Raw genomic sequence first — 15,318 nt, forward strand, 5'->3', positions numbered from 1 at the left:
AGGCCTCGCCGGGAGAAGCGAGGCCTTGATTTAACGATCGGCACGAGTGAGTTAGTGGGCGAAGCTCATCTTGGGTTTGAACTGCCCTGACGGGGCCTGATCGAAGATCTGGTAGATCTGTGGGTTGCGAAGCGGCGTGCCGCTTTCGTCGTTCATCAGGTTCTGTTCGGAGACGTAAGCGACATATTCGCTCTCGTCATTCTCGGCAAGCAGGTGATAGAAGGGCTGGTCCCTGCTCGGGCGCACCTCGGCCGGAATGGAATTCCACCATTCCTCCGTATTCGCGAACTCCGGATCAACGTCAAAGATGACGCCGCGAAACGGAAAAACCTTGTGCCGAACCACTTCGCCGATGCTGAACTTTGCTACTCTTTCTTTCATGGTACGACTTCCTTTCATCACCAAATTTGGTGATTGGCGCCGCGCAAATCAAGATTTTGCACGCCGTTCGTCACATGAACGTCATATCCTCGCCATTTGCCGTTCGTGACCTGGGAGGCGAAAGCCCCGGCGGGCCGGGACTTTCTGTGTTCAGGGCCCGATCAGGCCGAATAGTACATGTCGTATTCGACCGGATGCGGCGTCATTTCGAAACGCATCACCTCAGCCATCTTCAACTCGATGAAGGCATCGATCTGGTCGTCGTCGAAGACGCCGCCGGCCGTCAGGAACTTGCGATCCTTGTCGAGACTTTCGAGTGCTTCGCGCAAGCTGCCGCAGACGGTCGGGATCTTCTTCAGTTCCTTCGGTGGCAGGTCGTAGAGATCCTTGTCCATGGCCTTGCCCGGATGGATCTTGTTCTTGATGCCGTCGAGGCCGGCCATCAGCATGGCGGCAAAGGCGAGATAGGGGTTGGCGGTCGGATCCGGGAAGCGGACTTCGACGCGCTTTGCCTTCGGGTTGGTGCCGAACGGAATGCGGCAGGAAGCCGAGCGGTTGCGGGCCGAATAGGCCAGCAGTACCGGTGCTTCATAACCCGGGACCAGACGCTTGTAGGAATTCGTCGACGGATTGGTGAAGGCGTTGATCGCCTTGGCGTGCTTGATGATGCCGCCGATATAGAACAGGCAGCTCTCGGAAAGGCCGGCATATTCGTCGCCGGCAAAGGTCGGCTTGCCGCCCTTCCAGATCGACTGGTGCACATGCATGCCCGAGCCGTTGTCGCCGAAGATCGGCTTCGGCATGAAGGTCGCTGTCTTGCCATAGGCGTTGGCCACCTGGTGCACGACGTATTTGTAGATCTGCATCTTGTCGGCGTTGCGCACCAGCGTATCGAACTTGATGCCGAGTTCGTGCTGGGCAGCAGCCACTTCGTGGTGATGCTTTTCGACGACGACGCCCATTTCGGAGAGCACCGTCAGCATTTCAGAACGCATGTCCTGGGCGCTGTCGACGGGGGGAACCGGGAAGTAGCCGCCCTTGACGCGCGGACGGTGGCCGAGGTTGCCGGTCTCGTAGTCGGTGTCGTCGTTCGACGGCAATTCGGTGGAATCGAGCTTGAAGCCGGTGTTATAAGGATCGGCCTTGTACTTGACGTCGTCGAAGACGAAGAATTCGGCTTCCGGGCCGACGAAGATGGTATCGCCGATGCCTGATGCCTTGAGATAGGCTTCGGCCTTCTTGGCGGTGCCGCGCGGATCGCGGTTATAGGCCTCGCCGGAGACCGGATCGAGGATGTCGCAGACGATGACCATGGTCGACTGGGCGAAGAACGGGTCCATATGCACCGTTTCGGTGTCGGGCATCAGCACCATGTCGGACTCGTTGATGGCCTTCCAGCCGCCGATCGAGGAGCCGTCGAACATCACGCCGTCAGCGAACATGTCTTCGTCGACGCAGACGACGTCCATCGTCACATGCTGTAGCTTGCCCTTCGGGTCGGTGAAACGCAGATCGACGAACTTTACGTCGTTCTCCTTGATCTGCTTCAGAATTTCGCTTGCGGTCGCCATTAATGAGTTTCCTCCGATTTGCGATGACGGTGTAGGTCGGCGATGACGGTAACGGACTTTGCGCGATTGGCAAAGTGGTCAGATGGCATCGATGCCGGTCTCGCCGGTGCGGATGCGGATAACCTCTTCGATGTTGGAGACGAAGATCTTTCCGTCGCCGATGCGGCCGGTCTGCGCCGCCTTGCGGATCGCATCGATGACGGCCTCCGCGTTCTCGTCGGCCAGTACGACCTCGACTTTAACCTTCGGCAGGAAATCGACGACGTATTCAGCTCCGCGGTAGAGTTCCGTGTGGCCCTTCTGACGGCCGAAACCCTTGGCTTCCGTGACCGTGATACCCTGCAGGCCAACTTCCTGAAGGGCTTCCTTCACTTCGTCCAGCTTGAAAGGCTTAATGATCGCTTCGATCTTTTTCATGAGAAAATGTCTCTCCGCTTCTCTTGTTATGGCAGGAATTTTCCCGCTCGCCGGATATGATGCAGATATCGTGCCAGTTTGAAATCCATCTTGTCGAAAAAACACGTCGATTCTGTCAAAACAGGCGCGTTTGCGGGGAATTCTATGTGGTTTTGGTGGCGGAACGGGTGGAAAAACATTGTCTCCGATCAAAATCACATCCGAAACGGAAAAAGTCAGGTATTTTCGCAACTGCGAATACACATCGTCTGGAGATGAAAATATAGGCAAATGCTTAAATTGCGTCCTTCTCTTTGGTATTTCAGGCGGTTGTTTTTTAGGCGTTTTTTGATTGAATAGGGTGATGATCAAACATCTGTCCGACCTTCTTCTCACGCCTGCCGAAATGGCCGCGGTCGACGCGGCCGCTGCGGCATCCGGCATCGACTCCTTCGGTCTGATGGAGGGGGCAGGTGCCGCGGTCGCGGCCGCTGCTCTGCGCCTTTATCCCGGAGCTTTGCGTTTCGTCGCACTCTGCGGACCGGGCAACAATGGCGGCGACGCCTATGTCGCAGCCCGTCATCTGCAGGAAAGCGGGGCGAGGGTGGCGCTCTTCCACCTCGGCGATCCCATGAGGCTGAAAGGTGATGCCGCCCGTGCCCACATGAACTGCGCGCTCAAGGGACAGGAACTCGACCTCTATCGGCCGGAAACCGGCGACGTCGTCGTCGATGGCTTGTTCGGGGCGGGGCTTGGCCGCGAGGTGCCGGCCGATGTGCGCGCGCTGATCGGCCGCGTCACCGAGGCCGATATTCCTGTGCTCGCCATCGATCTGCCCTCCGGCCTCGATGGTCGCACCGGCAAGGTGCTGGGTGCCGCCTTCCGGGCCTGCAACACCATCACCTTCATGACCCGCAAGCCCGGTCATCTGCTGATGCCGGGTAGGGAGCTTTGCGGTGAATTGGAGGTCTTCGATATCGGTATTCCCGCCCGCATCATCCGCGCTGAGGCAGGCGGTGTCATCGCCGAGAACACGCCGGATGCCTGGAAGCGCGTGCTGCCGGCCGAGCAACTGGAAACCCACAAATACAAGCGCGGTCATCTGGTCGTCTTCTCAGGCGAGGCCCACAAGACAGGTGCCGCGCGCATGTCGGCGATCTCGGGCCTGAAGGCCGGCGCCGGCTTGGTGACCATCGCAGCCCCCCGCGCGGCGATGGCCGCCAATGCTGCGCATCTCACCGCCGTCATGCTGCATGCCATCGACGACGAGGCCGACCTCGGCGACTGGCTCTCCGACAAGCGGCTGCAGACCTTCGTCCTCGGCCCCGGTTTCGGTATCGGCGCCAGGGCGCGCGGCTTCGTCTCGGTCCTTGCCGATCGCCATCTGGTGCTCGATGCCGACGGCATCTCCTCGTTCAAGGACGATCCGCAACAGCTGTTTGATCTTTTCCGGGGTGAGCCGCGTCTGGTACTGACGCCGCACGAGGGCGAATTCGCCCGGCTCTTTCCCGATATCGGCGGCGACGATAGGCTCGGCAAGGTGGACAAGGCTGTGGCCGCCGCCCGCCGCGCCAATGCCGCGATTATCTACAAAGGCGCCGATACCGTCATCGCCGCGCCAGACGGCCGTGCGCTCATCAATACCAACGCTCCCGTCTGGCTTGCCACCGCCGGTTCCGGCGACGTGCTTGCCGGCATCATCGGCGGATTGCTGGCCCAGGGCCTGCCGGCCTTCGAGGCCGCGGCCGCCGGCGTCTGGCTGCACGGCGAGGCAGGCCAACGCGCCGGCAAGGGGCTGACGGCGGAGGAGCTTGCAGCCGAGGTGTTGCCCCTTTAGAGCGCCTTGCGTCCTTTGGGACGCACAAAGGACGCTCTAGCTCTTTCAATCGCATTGTGCTTTCCGACAATCGATTCCGATTTTCGGTCCGATGCGCTTGCGCCTCGGCATGGGCCAGGATTGAGGAGCGCGGACGCCGCGGATCCAGCCATCTGCCGGATCTGCCCGCTGATGGCCTCCTGCACCTCTGACGCAGAAGCAGCATCGAGGGCGGGTTGAACTCGATGCCGGCTGAATAACGGCCATTGTCGCCGCGATCCTTGCGTGGCATCTTCCGAGGATTCCGCGTCTCGTTCACGGGCTTTCCGTTTTGCTGTGTAAGTTTGTCTTCCCGACGGAGGCTCGAATGAGTATTGGCCTGATCGCCCTTCTTGATGATATCGCGGCATTGGCCAAGGTGGCTGCGGCCTCGCTCGACGATATTGCCGGCCAGGCGGCCAAAGCAGGCGCGAAAGCGGCTGGCGTCGTCATTGATGATGCGGCCGTCACACCCCGCTATGTCACCGGATTTTCGGCAGCACGCGAATTGCCGATCATCGGCAAGATCGCGCTCGGCTCGCTGAAGAACAAGCTTCTGATCCTGCTTCCGGCAGCACTGATCCTGAGCCTTGTCGCACCGCAGGCGATCACACCGCTGCTGATGATTGGCGGACTTTATCTCTGCTACGAGGGTGTGGAAAAAGTCTACGGGCTGGTGCTGCCGCACGCGGCCCACGCCCATGAATCGGCGCTCGAGGCGACGAGCCTCGATGCCAAATCCATAGAAGACGAGAAGGTTGCCGGCGCAATCAAGACGGATTTCATTCTGTCGGCCGAGATCATGGCGATTACGCTCGCCGCAGTGCCGTCAGGCAGCATGTTCACGCAGGCCGTCATCCTTGCCGTCGTTGGGCTGGGCATCACGGTCTTGGTCTATGGCGGTGTGGCGCTTATCGTCAAGGCCGATGATCTGGGTCTGATGCTGGCGCGTGTGCGGACGGCGTCTCCGATCGGCGCATTCCTGCGTTCGATCGGAAAGGGGCTCGTCACAGGCATGCCTTATTTTCTGAAAGTGCTCGGCATTGTCGGAACAGCCGCCATGATCTGGGTCGGCGGCGGCATCATCGTTCATGGCCTCGAAGCCTATGGCATCGGCGGCCTTGCGCATCTGATCCATGATGCCGGTGAGGCGACGGCGCATGCAGTTCCCGTTCTGGCATCGGTGCTCAGCTGGATCGTCGAGGCCGCAGGAGCTGGCATCGTCGGGATCGTCGCCGGCTTGATTGCAATTCCGGTCGCCGGCTACGCCGTTTCGCCGCTATGGCGGCACCTCAAGTCGCTCCTGCCGCGCCGGAAAGAGGCGCTGGCGAACGAGAAAAAATGAAGCCTGCCGTTATCGGCGGGCCAGCCTTGCCTACTTCGCCAGCGCCTGCTGCAGGGCGATTGCCCCATGCGGCGCATTGACCTTGCCCTCATGGATCATGAAGGCAAAGACGTCGCGCGGCTCGGTCTTCACCTTGCGATCTCCATCGATCAGCGGCAGGTCATCAGGAACCTTGCCCTCCGCCCAGGTCTCCAGCCGGTCAGCCCAGGCCTTCAGGTCCTTTTCCGGATAGCAGGTCGGAATATCGTCTGATCCCTTCTGCAGCCGCGCATAGACGAAATCGGCCGTCACGTCGGCGATCATTGGATATTCGAAATGTTCGGCGCAAACAGGCGCCACGCCGTATTTGGCCAGCAGCGCCACGAACTCCGGCACCTTGAAGGAATCGTGCCGCACCTCGACCACGTGGCGGAGTGTCAGCCCCTCCTGTTTTGCCGGCAGCAAGTTCAGGAAGGCTTCGAAATCCTCTGCATCGAACTTCTTCGTCGGCGCGAACTGCCAGAGCAGCGGCCCGAGATGATCGCCGAGTTCGCTGATGCCCGATGACAGGAACCGCTCCATCGATTCACCGGCTTCGGCAAGCACCCGCCGATTGGTGACGAAACGTGTCGCCTTCAGCGAGAAGATGAAGCCGTCGGGCACGTCAGCCGCCCATTTGGCAAAGACCGCAGGCTTCTGCGTGCTGTAATAGGTGCCGTTGACCTCGATGACCTTCAGCTGGCGGCTGGCATAATTCAGCTCGTCCTTCTGTTTCAGGCTCTCGGGAAAGAAATGCCCGCGCCAGGGCTCGAAGGTCCAGCCGCCGATGCCGGTGCGGATAGTGCCGGATTTCGTCATGTCGTCCTCCCCATTCGCAGCCGCTCAGGCCGCATTGATCTCTTTCGTCATGTCGACGAGCGTCCATCCTGGCCGATAAGGGTTCGGCCGGCGACCCGTTTCCTGAAACCCGAAGGCGCTATAGAGCGCGATGTTCCGCTCCATCCGCGCATTGGTGTAGAGCCGGATCTCCGGCAAGGCCCATGCCCGCGCCTTGCCTTCCAGCCAGCGCAGCATTGCCAGTCCATGCCCGGCGCCCTGAAAGGCCGGCGAGACCGCGATGCTGAACAGCATGAGGTGATCGGAATGTTGCTCGACGACCACCAGGCCGGCCGTCTGCCCGTCGATCTCGCAGAGCCAGACCTCGCCGCGTTCGATCCGCGGCGCGTAATCCTCCGTCACCGGCATCGGCGGAGCGCCGAACAGCTCGCTATAGGGCCGATAGGCGGCTGCTGTCAGCGTCGCGATCGTTTCCAGATCATCGGGCGACGCCGTCCTCATCGTCATTCCGCCGCAACCGCCTTCTTCGCTGGCCGCCGCTCCAGCAATTCCTTCAGGAATTGCCCGGTATAGGACCGCTTTTCCTTGACGATCGCTTCCGGCGTGCCGGTCGCGACGATCTCGCCGCCGCCGTCGCCGCCTTCGGGGCCGAAATCGAGCACCCAGTCGGCCGTCTTGATGACTTCGAGATTGTGCTCGATCACCACCACCGAATTGCCCTGGTTGACCAGTTCGTGCAGCATTTCGAGCAGCTTGGCGACGTCGTGGAAATGCAGGCCGGTCGTCGGTTCATCGAGAATATAGAGCGTGCGCCCCGTCGAGCGCTTCGACAGTTCCTTGGCGAGCTTGACGCGCTGCGCTTCGCCGCCCGAGAGCGTATTCGCCTGCTGGCCGACCTTGATATAACCGAGGCCGACATCCTTCAGCGATTGCAGCTTGTCGCGCACCGCAGGCACCGCCGCAAAGAAATCGACGCCTTCTTCCACCGTCATGTCGAGCACCTCGGCGATCGACTTCTGCTTGAAGGTGACATCGAGCGTCTCTCTGTTATAGCGCTTGCCGTGGCAGACATCGCAAGTGACGTAGACATCGGGCAGGAAGTGCATCTCGATCTTGATGACGCCGTCGCCCTGGCAGGCCTCGCAGCGTCCGCCTTTGACGTTGAACGAGAAGCGGCCCGGCTGGTAGCCGCGCGCCTTTGCCTCCGGCAGGCCGGCGAACCAGTCGCGGATCGGCGTGAAGGCGCCGGTATAGGTCGCCGGGTTCGAGCGCGGCGTACGGCCGATCGGCGACTGGTCGATGTCGATCACCTTGTCGATATGCTCGAAGCCGTCGATGCGATCGTGATCGGCCGGGTTTTCACGTGCGCCCATGACGCGGCGTGCCGCCGATTTATAAAGCGTCTCGATCAGGAAGGTGGATTTGCCGCCGCCGGAAACGCCGGTCACCGCCGTGAACACGCCGAGCGGGATCGACGCCGTGACATTCTTCAGATTGTTGCCGCGCGCCCCGACCACCTTGATCTCGCGGCCCTTCTTCGGCTTGCGGCGCTCGTCGGGAACGGGAACGCCAAGTTCGCCGGAGAGATATTTACCGGTCAGCGAGTTCGGACTGTCCATGATGTCCTGCGGCGTACCATGGGCAATGACCTGACCGCCGTGAATGCCGGCCGCCGGGCCGATATCGACCACGTCGTCGGCCGTCATGATCGCATCCTCGTCATGTTCCACGACAATGACGGTGTTGCCGATGTCGCGCAGGTGCTTCAGCGTGTCGAGCAGCCGGGCATTGTCACGCTGATGCAAGCCGATCGACGGCTCGTCGAGCACATAGAGCACGCCCGTCAGCCCGGAGCCGATCTGCGAGGCAAGCCGGATGCGCTGGCTTTCGCCGCCCGACAGCGTGCCGGAATTGCGCGACAGGCTGAGATATTCCAGGCCGACATCATTGAGGAAGCGCAGCCGGTCGCGGATTTCCTTGAGGATGCGCACGGCAATCTCGTTCTGCTTGGCGTTGAAGCTTGCCGGCAGCGTCTCGAACCAATCGCGGGCAACACGGATCGACATACCAGTCACTTCGCCGATATGCAGCGTGTCGATCTTCACCGCCAAGGCCTCCGGCTTCAGGCGGAAGCCGTTGCAGGAAGGGCAGGGGGCCGCCGACATGAAGCGTTCGATATCTTCGCGCGCCCAAGCGGAGTCGGTCTCCTTCCAGCGGCGCTCGAGATTGGTGATGATGCCCTCGAAATTCTTCTGCGTCGTATAGGAGCGGGCGCCGTCGGCGTAGTGGAATTCGATCTTGTCGTTGGTTCCGTTGAGGATGACGTCTTTGGCCTCGTCGGTGAGATCGTTCCAGCGGGTGCCGAGCTTGAAGCCGTAATGTTTGCCGAGCGCTTCCAGCGTCTGATTGTAGTAGGGCGAGGTCGACTTGGCCCAGGGCGCGATCGCCCCGTCGCGCAGCGTCCGCTCGGGCTCGGGCACGATCAGATCCGGATCGATCTTCTGCTGGGCGCCGAGGCCGTCACAGGTCGGGCAGGCGCCGAACGGGTTGTTGAAGGAGAACAGCCTGGGTTCGATCTCGGGAATGGTGAAGCCGGAGACCGGGCAAGCGAATTTTTCCGAAAACAGCACGCGCTCATGTGTCTCGTTCAGCGACTTGTTGGCCGAGCCGCCGGCCGACGTCTCTTCCAGCGGCAGCGGCTTGTCGGCGAATTCGGCGACCGCCAGCCCGTCGGCGAGTTTCAGGCAAGTCTCCAGACTGTCGGCCAGCCGCGCCGAGACATCCGAGCGCACGACGATGCGGTCGACCACCACGTCGATATCGTGCTTATATTTCTTGTCGAGCACCGGCGCTTCAGCGATCTCATAGAACTGGCCGTCGACCTTGACGCGCTGGAAGCCCTTCTTCATCAGCTCGGCCAGTTCTTTTTTGTATTCGCCTTTGCGCCCGCGCACGAGCGGCGCAAGAATATAAAGACGGGTGCCCTCGCCGAAATCGAGAATGCGGTCGACCATCTGGCTGACGGTCTGGCTCTCGATCGGTAGGCCGGTCGCCGGCGAATATGGAACGCCGACGCGGGCAAAGAGCAGGCGCATGTAGTCGTAGATCTCGGTGACGGTGCCGACCGTCGAGCGGGGATTGCGCGACGTGGTCTTCTGCTCGATCGAGATCGCCGGCGACAGCCCGTCGATCTGGTCGACGTCGGGCTTCTGCATCATTTCGAGGAACTGCCGGGCATAGGCCGACAGGCTCTCGACATAACGCCGCTGGCCCTCGGCATAGATCGTGTCGAAGGCGAGCGAGGATTTGCCGGAACCCGAAAGCCCGGTCATGACGATCAGCTTGTTACGCGGCAGATCGAGATCGATGCTCTTCAGATTATGCTCGCGCGCGCCGCGGATGGAGATCGTCTTCAGTTCGCTCATCGTCTCTGCTTTGGTTTTCTGGATGACAGCCCTTATTTAGTGATGCCAACGGGCGAGTCGAGGCTGAATGTCCACTACGGTCAAGGTTTTCGATTCTGTTGACAGGATCATACGGATAAATTAGAACAAAGAAAGAACAAAATTCCTGATGGATGCATGCGGCTTTCTGATGGATAAAGATGTGGATTAAATGCCGCCCATGCGCATCGGCGGTCCGTGATGGTTTAAGGTGCGCCGATCGATTAAACGCCGCCGGGCAGGGCGGCAGGCAGGGTGAGAAGCATGGCTGGTAGTGTGAATAAGGTAATTCTGATTGGAAACGTCGGTGCGGACCCCGAAATCCGCCGCACTCAGGATGGCCGGCCGATCGCCAATCTTCGTATCGCGACCTCGGAGACGTGGCGCGATCGCAATTCCGGCGAGCGCCGTGAGAAGACCGAATGGCACACTGTCGTCGTCTTCAACGAGGGCCTCTGCAAGGTCGTCGAGCAATATGTGAAAAAGGGCGCCAAGCTCTATATCGAAGGCCAGCTGCAGACCCGCAAATGGCAGGACCAGCAGGGCCAGGATCGCTACAGCACGGAAGTGGTGCTGCAGGGTTTCGGTTCGACACTGACGATGCTCGACGGCCGCGGTGAAGGCGGCGGCGCGAGCGGCGGCCGTGGCAGTGGCGCCGGCGGCAACGATTATGGCGACGATTACGGCGCCCCGGCTCCCGCTTCATCGCCGAGCCGCGGCGGCGGCGGCGGCGGCAACTTCTCGCGGGATCTCGACGACGATATTCCGTTCTGATCGATAGCCTTTCCTGGCTTGGTGAGAGACGTGAGAGAGCATGATGCCTTGGATGGCGTCATGCTCTTTTTCTTTGATTTCGCGGCAGATGATTCAGACCACATCGGCCGGAATTTGGGGAATTCTGAATGAGCTGCCACATCTTTAATAGAGCTTCCGGTACGCGCCTCCGACTTTGGTTGGACGAGTCACCGCCGTCGATGGATTCAACTCGATGCCGTCTGTGGGAGAGTAAAGTTTTCGCCAGCGGAGAAGGCACTCCTCATCGGACGAACGTGGCTGCGGAAATAGCTCGGCCGGTTGGAGGCATGACTGTACATGGTCTGCTGTCAGTTACCCTGGATAAGTCCACTAAAACGCAAGGTCTGCAGGTGAATGTCCCGATTGAACGTACCAAGGGAGAGAGGTGGTCCCTATCACTTGCTCCAAGTCACCACAAAGTGCTTACCGGATTTGCCGCGGAATACATGCCGGGCCTGTTCAAGGGGATAGAGGATCTTGGTGAGGCTGCATTACCTAGTTTTGGAATTCTCTCCTTTGATCGAATGGCACATTCGGACATAGGTTCGTCGATAGATATTTTTCGCGAGTTGACGAGAGCTATCGTGCGCGCTTTGACTATGGAGCAGGTTCCTGAAACGCCGAATGAGGCGTTCGCACTTCTCGCAGTTTAGATTGAAAGGCGCTCAAGGTTTTTCAGTGCGGCGTCGCGCTGATGAGATTGAACGCCGACTTTGCCCCGTCGACGACGAATTGTGCGGCAAGCGCGGCGAGGATGACGCCGAGGAGTCGCGTCAGGATCGCCCGGCCGGTGACGCCGAGAAAACGGTCCAGCCTTTCGGCGATGAGCAGCATGACGAAGGTCAGGAGCAGATTGGCGGCAATGACGCCGATCAGCTGCGCTTTCCCGATCGAGGTGGCGAGCGTGCCGGCAAGCAGGATCGTCGCCGAGATCGCGCCCGGGCCGGCGATCAGCGGCAAGGCGAGTGGGAAGACGGCGATATTCTCGATATGATCCTTGGTGATCGCCGCCTCGGTCGCCTTCTCCTTGCGCTCCTGCCGCCTCTCGAACACCATCTCGAATGCGATCCAGAACAGCAGCAGCCCGCCGGCGATGCGGAAGGCGCCGATCGAAATCCCGAGCACCCCGAGCACGCCCGCGCCGAAAAGCGCGAAGACGGCAAGGATGATGAAGGCGATGACCGAGCCGCGCAGCGCCACCTGCTTGCGCTCGGTTCGGCTCATGCCCGTCGTCAGGCCCAGAAAGATCGGCGCAAGCCCCGGTGGATCGATGGTGACGAGCAGCGTCGTGAAGGCGTTGATCAATTGGTCGGCGCTTGCCATCGGCTCTCCGGAACCCCATATGGGTGCGTGGTTTTTATGATTGTGAAGCGGGGATTCCGATTTGGCAAATATCCCGCGGCGGCCCGCGGCGGATTTGTCCGGTCCGGCCGCGCAACTTGCATGTTTTACCCTCTTTAAGCCGCAAAAGCCTGTTCAAAACGCGCTGTGAAATTGGCGCGGCAACAGGCTTTCCGCTATAAATCTTCAAGTGATTCTAGAAGAGATCGTGATCTGTTTTGACTGAGCAAACACCCCCCGGCGGCGGGAAGCTCCCGCCAGGCATCGAGCCCATCTCCATCATGGAGGAAATGCAGCGGTCGTATCTCGATTACGCCATGAGCGTCATCGTCAGCCGCGCGCTGCCCGACGTGCGCGACGGCCTGAAGCCCGTGCACCGGCGCATCCTCTACGGCATGTCCGAACTCGGCATCGACTGGAACAAGAAATACGTCAAATGCGCCCGCGTCACCGGTGACGTGATGGGTAAATTCCATCCGCACGGCAATTCCGCGATCTATGATGCGCTCGCCCGCATGGCGCAGCCCTGGTCGCTGCGTCTGCCGCTGATCGACGGTCAGGGCAATTTCGGTTCGGTCGATGGTGATCCGCCGGCGGCCGAACGTTATACCGAATGCCGCCTCGAAAAGGCTGCCCACTCGCTGCTCGACGATCTCGACAAGGAAACCGTCGATTTCCGCGACAACTACGACGGCACGCTTTCCGAGCCGGTCGTGGTGCCCGCCAAGTTCCCGAACCTGCTCGTCAACGGCGCCGGCGGCATCGCAGTCGGCATGGCGACCAACATCCCGCCGCACAATCTCTCCGAAGTCATCGACGGCTGCATCGCGCTGATCGACGATCCGGCAATCGAGCTGCCGGAACTGATCCAGATCATTCCCGGTCCCGATTTCCCGACGGGCGCGAAGATCCTCGGCCGTGCCGGCATCCGCTCGGCTTATGAGACCGGCCGCGGCTCCGTCATCATGCGCGGTGTCGCCGCCATCGAGCCGATGCGCGGTGACCGCGAGCAGATCATCATCACCGAGATTCCTTACCAGGTGAACAAGGCGACGATGATCGAGAAGATGGCCGAGCTGGTGCGCGACAAGCGCATCGAAGGCATTTCCGATCTGCGCGACGAATCCGACCGCCAGGGGTATCGCGTTGTCGTCGAGCTGAAGCGCGATGCCAACGCCGATGTTATCCTCAACCAGCTCTATCGTTATACGCCGCTGCAGACGTCCTTCGGCTGCAACATGGTGGCGCTGAACGGCGGCAAGCCCGAACAGCTGACGCTGCTCGACATGCTGCGCGCTTTCGTCTCGTTCCGCGAGGAAGTCGTTAGCCGGAGAACGAAATTCCTGCTGCGCAAGGCGCGTGATCGCGCCCATGTGTTGGTTGGTCTCGCCATCGCCGTCGCCAATATCGACGAGGTCATCCGCGTCATCCGCCAGGCGCCCGATCCGCAGTCGGCTCGCGAAGAACTGATGACCCGCCGCTGGCCGGCGGAAGATGTCGAAAGCCTGATCCGTCTGATCGACGATCCGCGCCATCGCATCAACGAGGATCTGACTTACAACCTCTCCGAAGAGCAGGCCCGCGCCATCCTCGAATTGCGCCTTGCCCGCCTGACCGCGCTTGGCCGCGACGAAATCGGCGACGAACTCAACAAGATCGGCGAGGAAATCAAGGATTATCTCGATATCCTCTCCTCGCGCGTCCGCATCCAGACCATCGTCAAGGACGAACTTCTCGCCGTCCGCGACGAGTTCGGCACGCCGCGCCGCACCGAGATCGTCGATGGCGGTCTCGAAATGGACGACGAGGACCTGATCGCGCGTGAAGACATGGTCGTCACCGTCTCGCATCTCGGTTATATCAAGCGCGTGCCACTGACCACCTACCGCGCCCAGCGCCGAGGCGGCAAGGGCCGCTCTGGCATGACCACCCGCGACGCAGATTTCGTTAGCCGGCTATTCGTCGTCAACACTCATACGCCGGTTCTGTTCTTCTCCTCGCGCGGTATCGTCTACAAGGAGAAGGTCTGGCGCCTGCCGATCGGCACGCCGACCTCACGCGGCAAGGCGCTGATCAACATGCTGCCGCTTGCACCCGGCGAGCGCATCACCACGATCCTGCCATTGCCCGAAGACGAGACGAGCTGGGACAATCTCGACGTCATGTTCTCGACCACGCGCGGCACGGTTCGCCGCAACAAGCTGTCGGATTTCGTCCAGGTCAACCGCAATGGCAAGATCGCCATGAAGCTGGAGGAGGAGGGCGACGAAATCCTCTCCGTCGAGACCTGCACGGAAAATGACGACGTGCTGCTCACGACGGCGCTCGGCCAGTGCATCCGCTTCTCCGTCGACGACGTCCGGGTCTTTGCCGGCCGCAACTCGATCGGCGTGCGTGGCATCAATCTCGGCGATAGCGACCGCATCATTTCCATGACGATCGTTGGTCATGTCGATGCCGAGCCGTGGGAGCGTGCTGCCTATCTCAAGCGTTCCGCCACCGAACGCCGGGCGACGGGCGTGGATGAAGAGGATATTGCGCTGGTCGGTGAAGAGGTCATCGAGGAGGGACAGCTCTCCGACGACCGCTATGACGAGCTGAGAGCACGCGAACAGTTCGTGCTCACCGTCTCCGAAAAGGGCTTCGGCAAGCGTTCGTCGTCCTACGACTTCCGCATTTCCGGCCGCGGCGGCAAGGGCATCCGCGCTACCGACACCTCGAAAACAGCCGAGATCGGCGAGCTGGTCGCGGCTTTTCCGATCGATGATGGCGACCAGATCATGCTGGTCTCCGATGGCGGTCAGCTGATCCGCGTGCCGGTCGGCGGCATCCGCATCGCCAGCCGCGCCACCAAGGGCGTCACCATCTTCTCGACGGCCAAGGACGAGAAGGTCGTCTCGGTCGAGCGCATCAGCGAGCCGGAGGAGGACGAGACGGAAGAGGCTGTCGAGGTCGCCGAAGGCTCACCTGCTACTGAAGAAGGTGCTGCCGACGAAGGTGGCGGCGACGAGGCGCCGATTGCCGATGGCGATCCGGCCGGGCCTGCCGAGGAATGATCAAATGAACGGGGCGGCTTCGAGCCGCCCTTTTCTTTTCAAATCGGAGATGGTTCGGGACACGCCCAAAGAAAAAGCCGGACGCTGGGTGGCATCCGGCTTTGAATGGCCTTGGCGACGGAAGGGTGCCGCTCAAGGGTGGGAGAGGGCAGTAAGAGAGGAATGTCAGAATGCTCTATGTTTTTCATTCAGAGCCTTCACCTCTTCGCCTTCGCGCCGGAGCGCTGAAATCGTCGAGGCCACAGACACGATGAACATGACGCTGATAAGGGCGGTGAGCATTGTCAAGATCGTGAACATAGGCATTCCTTTCCTGGGG

Annotated in this window: 13 protein-coding genes; 5 read left to right on the plus strand and 8 right to left on the minus strand. The window is 60.8% G+C overall.

All coding sequences use genetic code 11. The features are described from left to right. Nucleotides 1-51 precede the first annotated feature (51 nt). The 3 genes from hspQ to AC245Y_RS10190 form a co-directional block, all read right to left on the minus strand. Complete coding sequence (gene hspQ, locus AC245Y_RS10180; RefSeq protein ID WP_003539613.1) at nt 52-381, minus strand: heat shock protein HspQ; 330 nt, start codon at nt 379-381, stop codon at nt 52-54. 161 nt (nt 382-542) lie between these two features. Continuing rightward, a complete protein-coding gene (gene glnA / locus AC245Y_RS10185; RefSeq protein WP_012757434.1) occupies nt 543-1,952 on the minus strand; it encodes a type I glutamate--ammonia ligase in 1,410 nt (469 codons plus the stop codon). A gap of 78 nt (nt 1,953-2,030) precedes the next feature. Further along, a complete protein-coding gene (locus AC245Y_RS10190) occupies nt 2,031-2,369 on the minus strand; it encodes a P-II family nitrogen regulator (RefSeq protein WP_003579240.1) in 339 nt (112 codons plus the stop codon). A gap of 343 nt (nt 2,370-2,712) precedes the next feature. On the opposite strand from AC245Y_RS10190, the gene AC245Y_RS10195 reads away from it, so the two are divergent. Further along, nucleotides 2,713-4,185: a bifunctional ADP-dependent NAD(P)H-hydrate dehydratase/NAD(P)H-hydrate epimerase gene (locus AC245Y_RS10195; RefSeq protein WP_017994060.1), complete on the plus strand. Its 1,473-nt coding sequence runs from the start codon at nt 2,713-2,715 to the stop codon at nt 4,183-4,185. Between the two features lie 346 nt (nt 4,186-4,531). Beyond that, nucleotides 4,532-5,548, plus strand: a complete 1,017-nt coding sequence (locus tag AC245Y_RS10200; protein WP_012757436.1) for a DUF808 domain-containing protein — start codon at nt 4,532-4,534, stop codon at nt 5,546-5,548. Between the two features lie 30 nt (nt 5,549-5,578). On the opposite strand, the gene AC245Y_RS10205 is transcribed toward AC245Y_RS10200, so the two are convergent. Genes AC245Y_RS10205 through uvrA form a run of 3 tightly spaced genes read right to left on the minus strand, consistent with a single transcriptional unit; the run spans nt 5,579 to nt 9,789 of the window. Beyond that, nucleotides 5,579-6,385, minus strand: coding sequence for a DUF72 domain-containing protein (locus AC245Y_RS10205; RefSeq protein ID WP_012757437.1), 807 nt, complete (start codon nt 6,383-6,385; stop codon nt 5,579-5,581). A gap of 24 nt (nt 6,386-6,409) precedes the next feature. Further along, on the minus strand, nt 6,410-6,871 hold the full coding sequence (locus AC245Y_RS10210; protein WP_012757438.1) for a GNAT family N-acetyltransferase: 462 nt from the start codon (nt 6,869-6,871) through the stop codon (nt 6,410-6,412). Next, nucleotides 6,868-9,789: an excinuclease ABC subunit UvrA gene (uvrA, locus tag AC245Y_RS10215; RefSeq protein WP_012757439.1), complete on the minus strand. Its 2,922-nt coding sequence runs from the start codon at nt 9,787-9,789 to the stop codon at nt 6,868-6,870. The genes AC245Y_RS10210 and uvrA overlap by 4 nt, the downstream gene beginning before the upstream one ends. 282 nt (nt 9,790-10,071) lie before the next feature. On the opposite strand from uvrA, the gene AC245Y_RS10220 reads away from it, so the two are divergent. Next, the gene (locus tag AC245Y_RS10220; protein WP_012757440.1) at nt 10,072-10,581 is read left to right on the plus strand and encodes a single-stranded DNA-binding protein; all 510 of its coding nucleotides are present in this window, start codon (nt 10,072-10,074) and stop codon (nt 10,579-10,581) included. 308 nt (nt 10,582-10,889) lie between these two features. Then, nucleotides 10,890-11,255, plus strand: coding sequence for a hypothetical protein (locus tag AC245Y_RS10225; protein ID WP_017994061.1), 366 nt, complete (start codon nt 10,890-10,892; stop codon nt 11,253-11,255). Between the two features lie 22 nt (nt 11,256-11,277). Here the strand turns inward: AC245Y_RS10225 and AC245Y_RS10230 are convergent, their stop codons facing one another. Further along, nucleotides 11,278-11,925, minus strand: coding sequence for a MarC family protein (locus AC245Y_RS10230; RefSeq protein ID WP_012757442.1), 648 nt, complete (start codon nt 11,923-11,925; stop codon nt 11,278-11,280). A 236-nt stretch (nt 11,926-12,161) separates the two neighbouring features. On the opposite strand from AC245Y_RS10230, the gene gyrA reads away from it, so the two are divergent. Further along, nucleotides 12,162-14,999 carry a DNA gyrase subunit A gene (gyrA, locus tag AC245Y_RS10235; protein WP_017994062.1) on the plus strand — a complete coding sequence of 946 codons (2,838 nt, stop codon included), beginning with the start codon at nt 12,162-12,164 and terminating at the stop codon, nt 14,997-14,999. A 165-nt stretch (nt 15,000-15,164) separates the two neighbouring features. Here gyrA and AC245Y_RS10240 read toward each other — a convergent pair whose 3' ends face one another. Beyond that, nucleotides 15,165-15,299, minus strand: coding sequence for a hypothetical protein (locus AC245Y_RS10240; protein ID WP_260298902.1), 135 nt, complete (start codon nt 15,297-15,299; stop codon nt 15,165-15,167). Between the last annotated feature and the right edge of the window lie 19 nt (nt 15,300-15,318).

The sequence above is a fragment of the Rhizobium sp. SRDI943 genome (genome assembly GCF_057653695.1).

What these genes read in the sequence shown, in the direction of transcription:
- hspQ (WP_003539613.1), bottom strand. Translation starts at nt 381, where the DNA reads ATGAAAGAAAGAGTAGCAAAGTTCAGCATCGGCGAAGTGGTTCGGCAC.
- glnA (WP_012757434.1), bottom strand. Translation starts at nt 1,952, where the DNA reads ATGGCGACCGCAAGCGAAATTCTGAAGCAGATCAAGGAGAACGACGTA.
- AC245Y_RS10190 (WP_003579240.1), bottom strand. Translation starts at nt 2,369, where the DNA reads ATGAAAAAGATCGAAGCGATCATTAAGCCTTTCAAGCTGGACGAAGTG.
- AC245Y_RS10195 (WP_017994060.1), top strand. Translation starts at nt 2,713, where the DNA reads ATGATCAAACATCTGTCCGACCTTCTTCTCACGCCTGCCGAAATGGCC.
- AC245Y_RS10200 (WP_012757436.1), top strand. Translation starts at nt 4,532, where the DNA reads ATGAGTATTGGCCTGATCGCCCTTCTTGATGATATCGCGGCATTGGCC.
- AC245Y_RS10205 (WP_012757437.1), bottom strand. Translation starts at nt 6,385, where the DNA reads ATGACGAAATCCGGCACTATCCGCACCGGCATCGGCGGCTGGACCTTC.
- AC245Y_RS10210 (WP_012757438.1), bottom strand. Translation starts at nt 6,871, where the DNA reads ATGACGATGAGGACGGCGTCGCCCGATGATCTGGAAACGATCGCGACG.
- uvrA (WP_012757439.1), bottom strand. Translation starts at nt 9,789, where the DNA reads ATGAGCGAACTGAAGACGATCTCCATCCGCGGCGCGCGCGAGCATAAT.
- AC245Y_RS10220 (WP_012757440.1), top strand. Translation starts at nt 10,072, where the DNA reads ATGGCTGGTAGTGTGAATAAGGTAATTCTGATTGGAAACGTCGGTGCG.
- AC245Y_RS10225 (WP_017994061.1), top strand. Translation starts at nt 10,890, where the DNA reads ATGACTGTACATGGTCTGCTGTCAGTTACCCTGGATAAGTCCACTAAA.
- AC245Y_RS10230 (WP_012757442.1), bottom strand. Translation starts at nt 11,925, where the DNA reads ATGGCAAGCGCCGACCAATTGATCAACGCCTTCACGACGCTGCTCGTC.
- AC245Y_RS10240 (WP_260298902.1), bottom strand. Translation starts at nt 15,299, where the DNA reads ATGTTCACGATCTTGACAATGCTCACCGCCCTTATCAGCGTCATGTTC.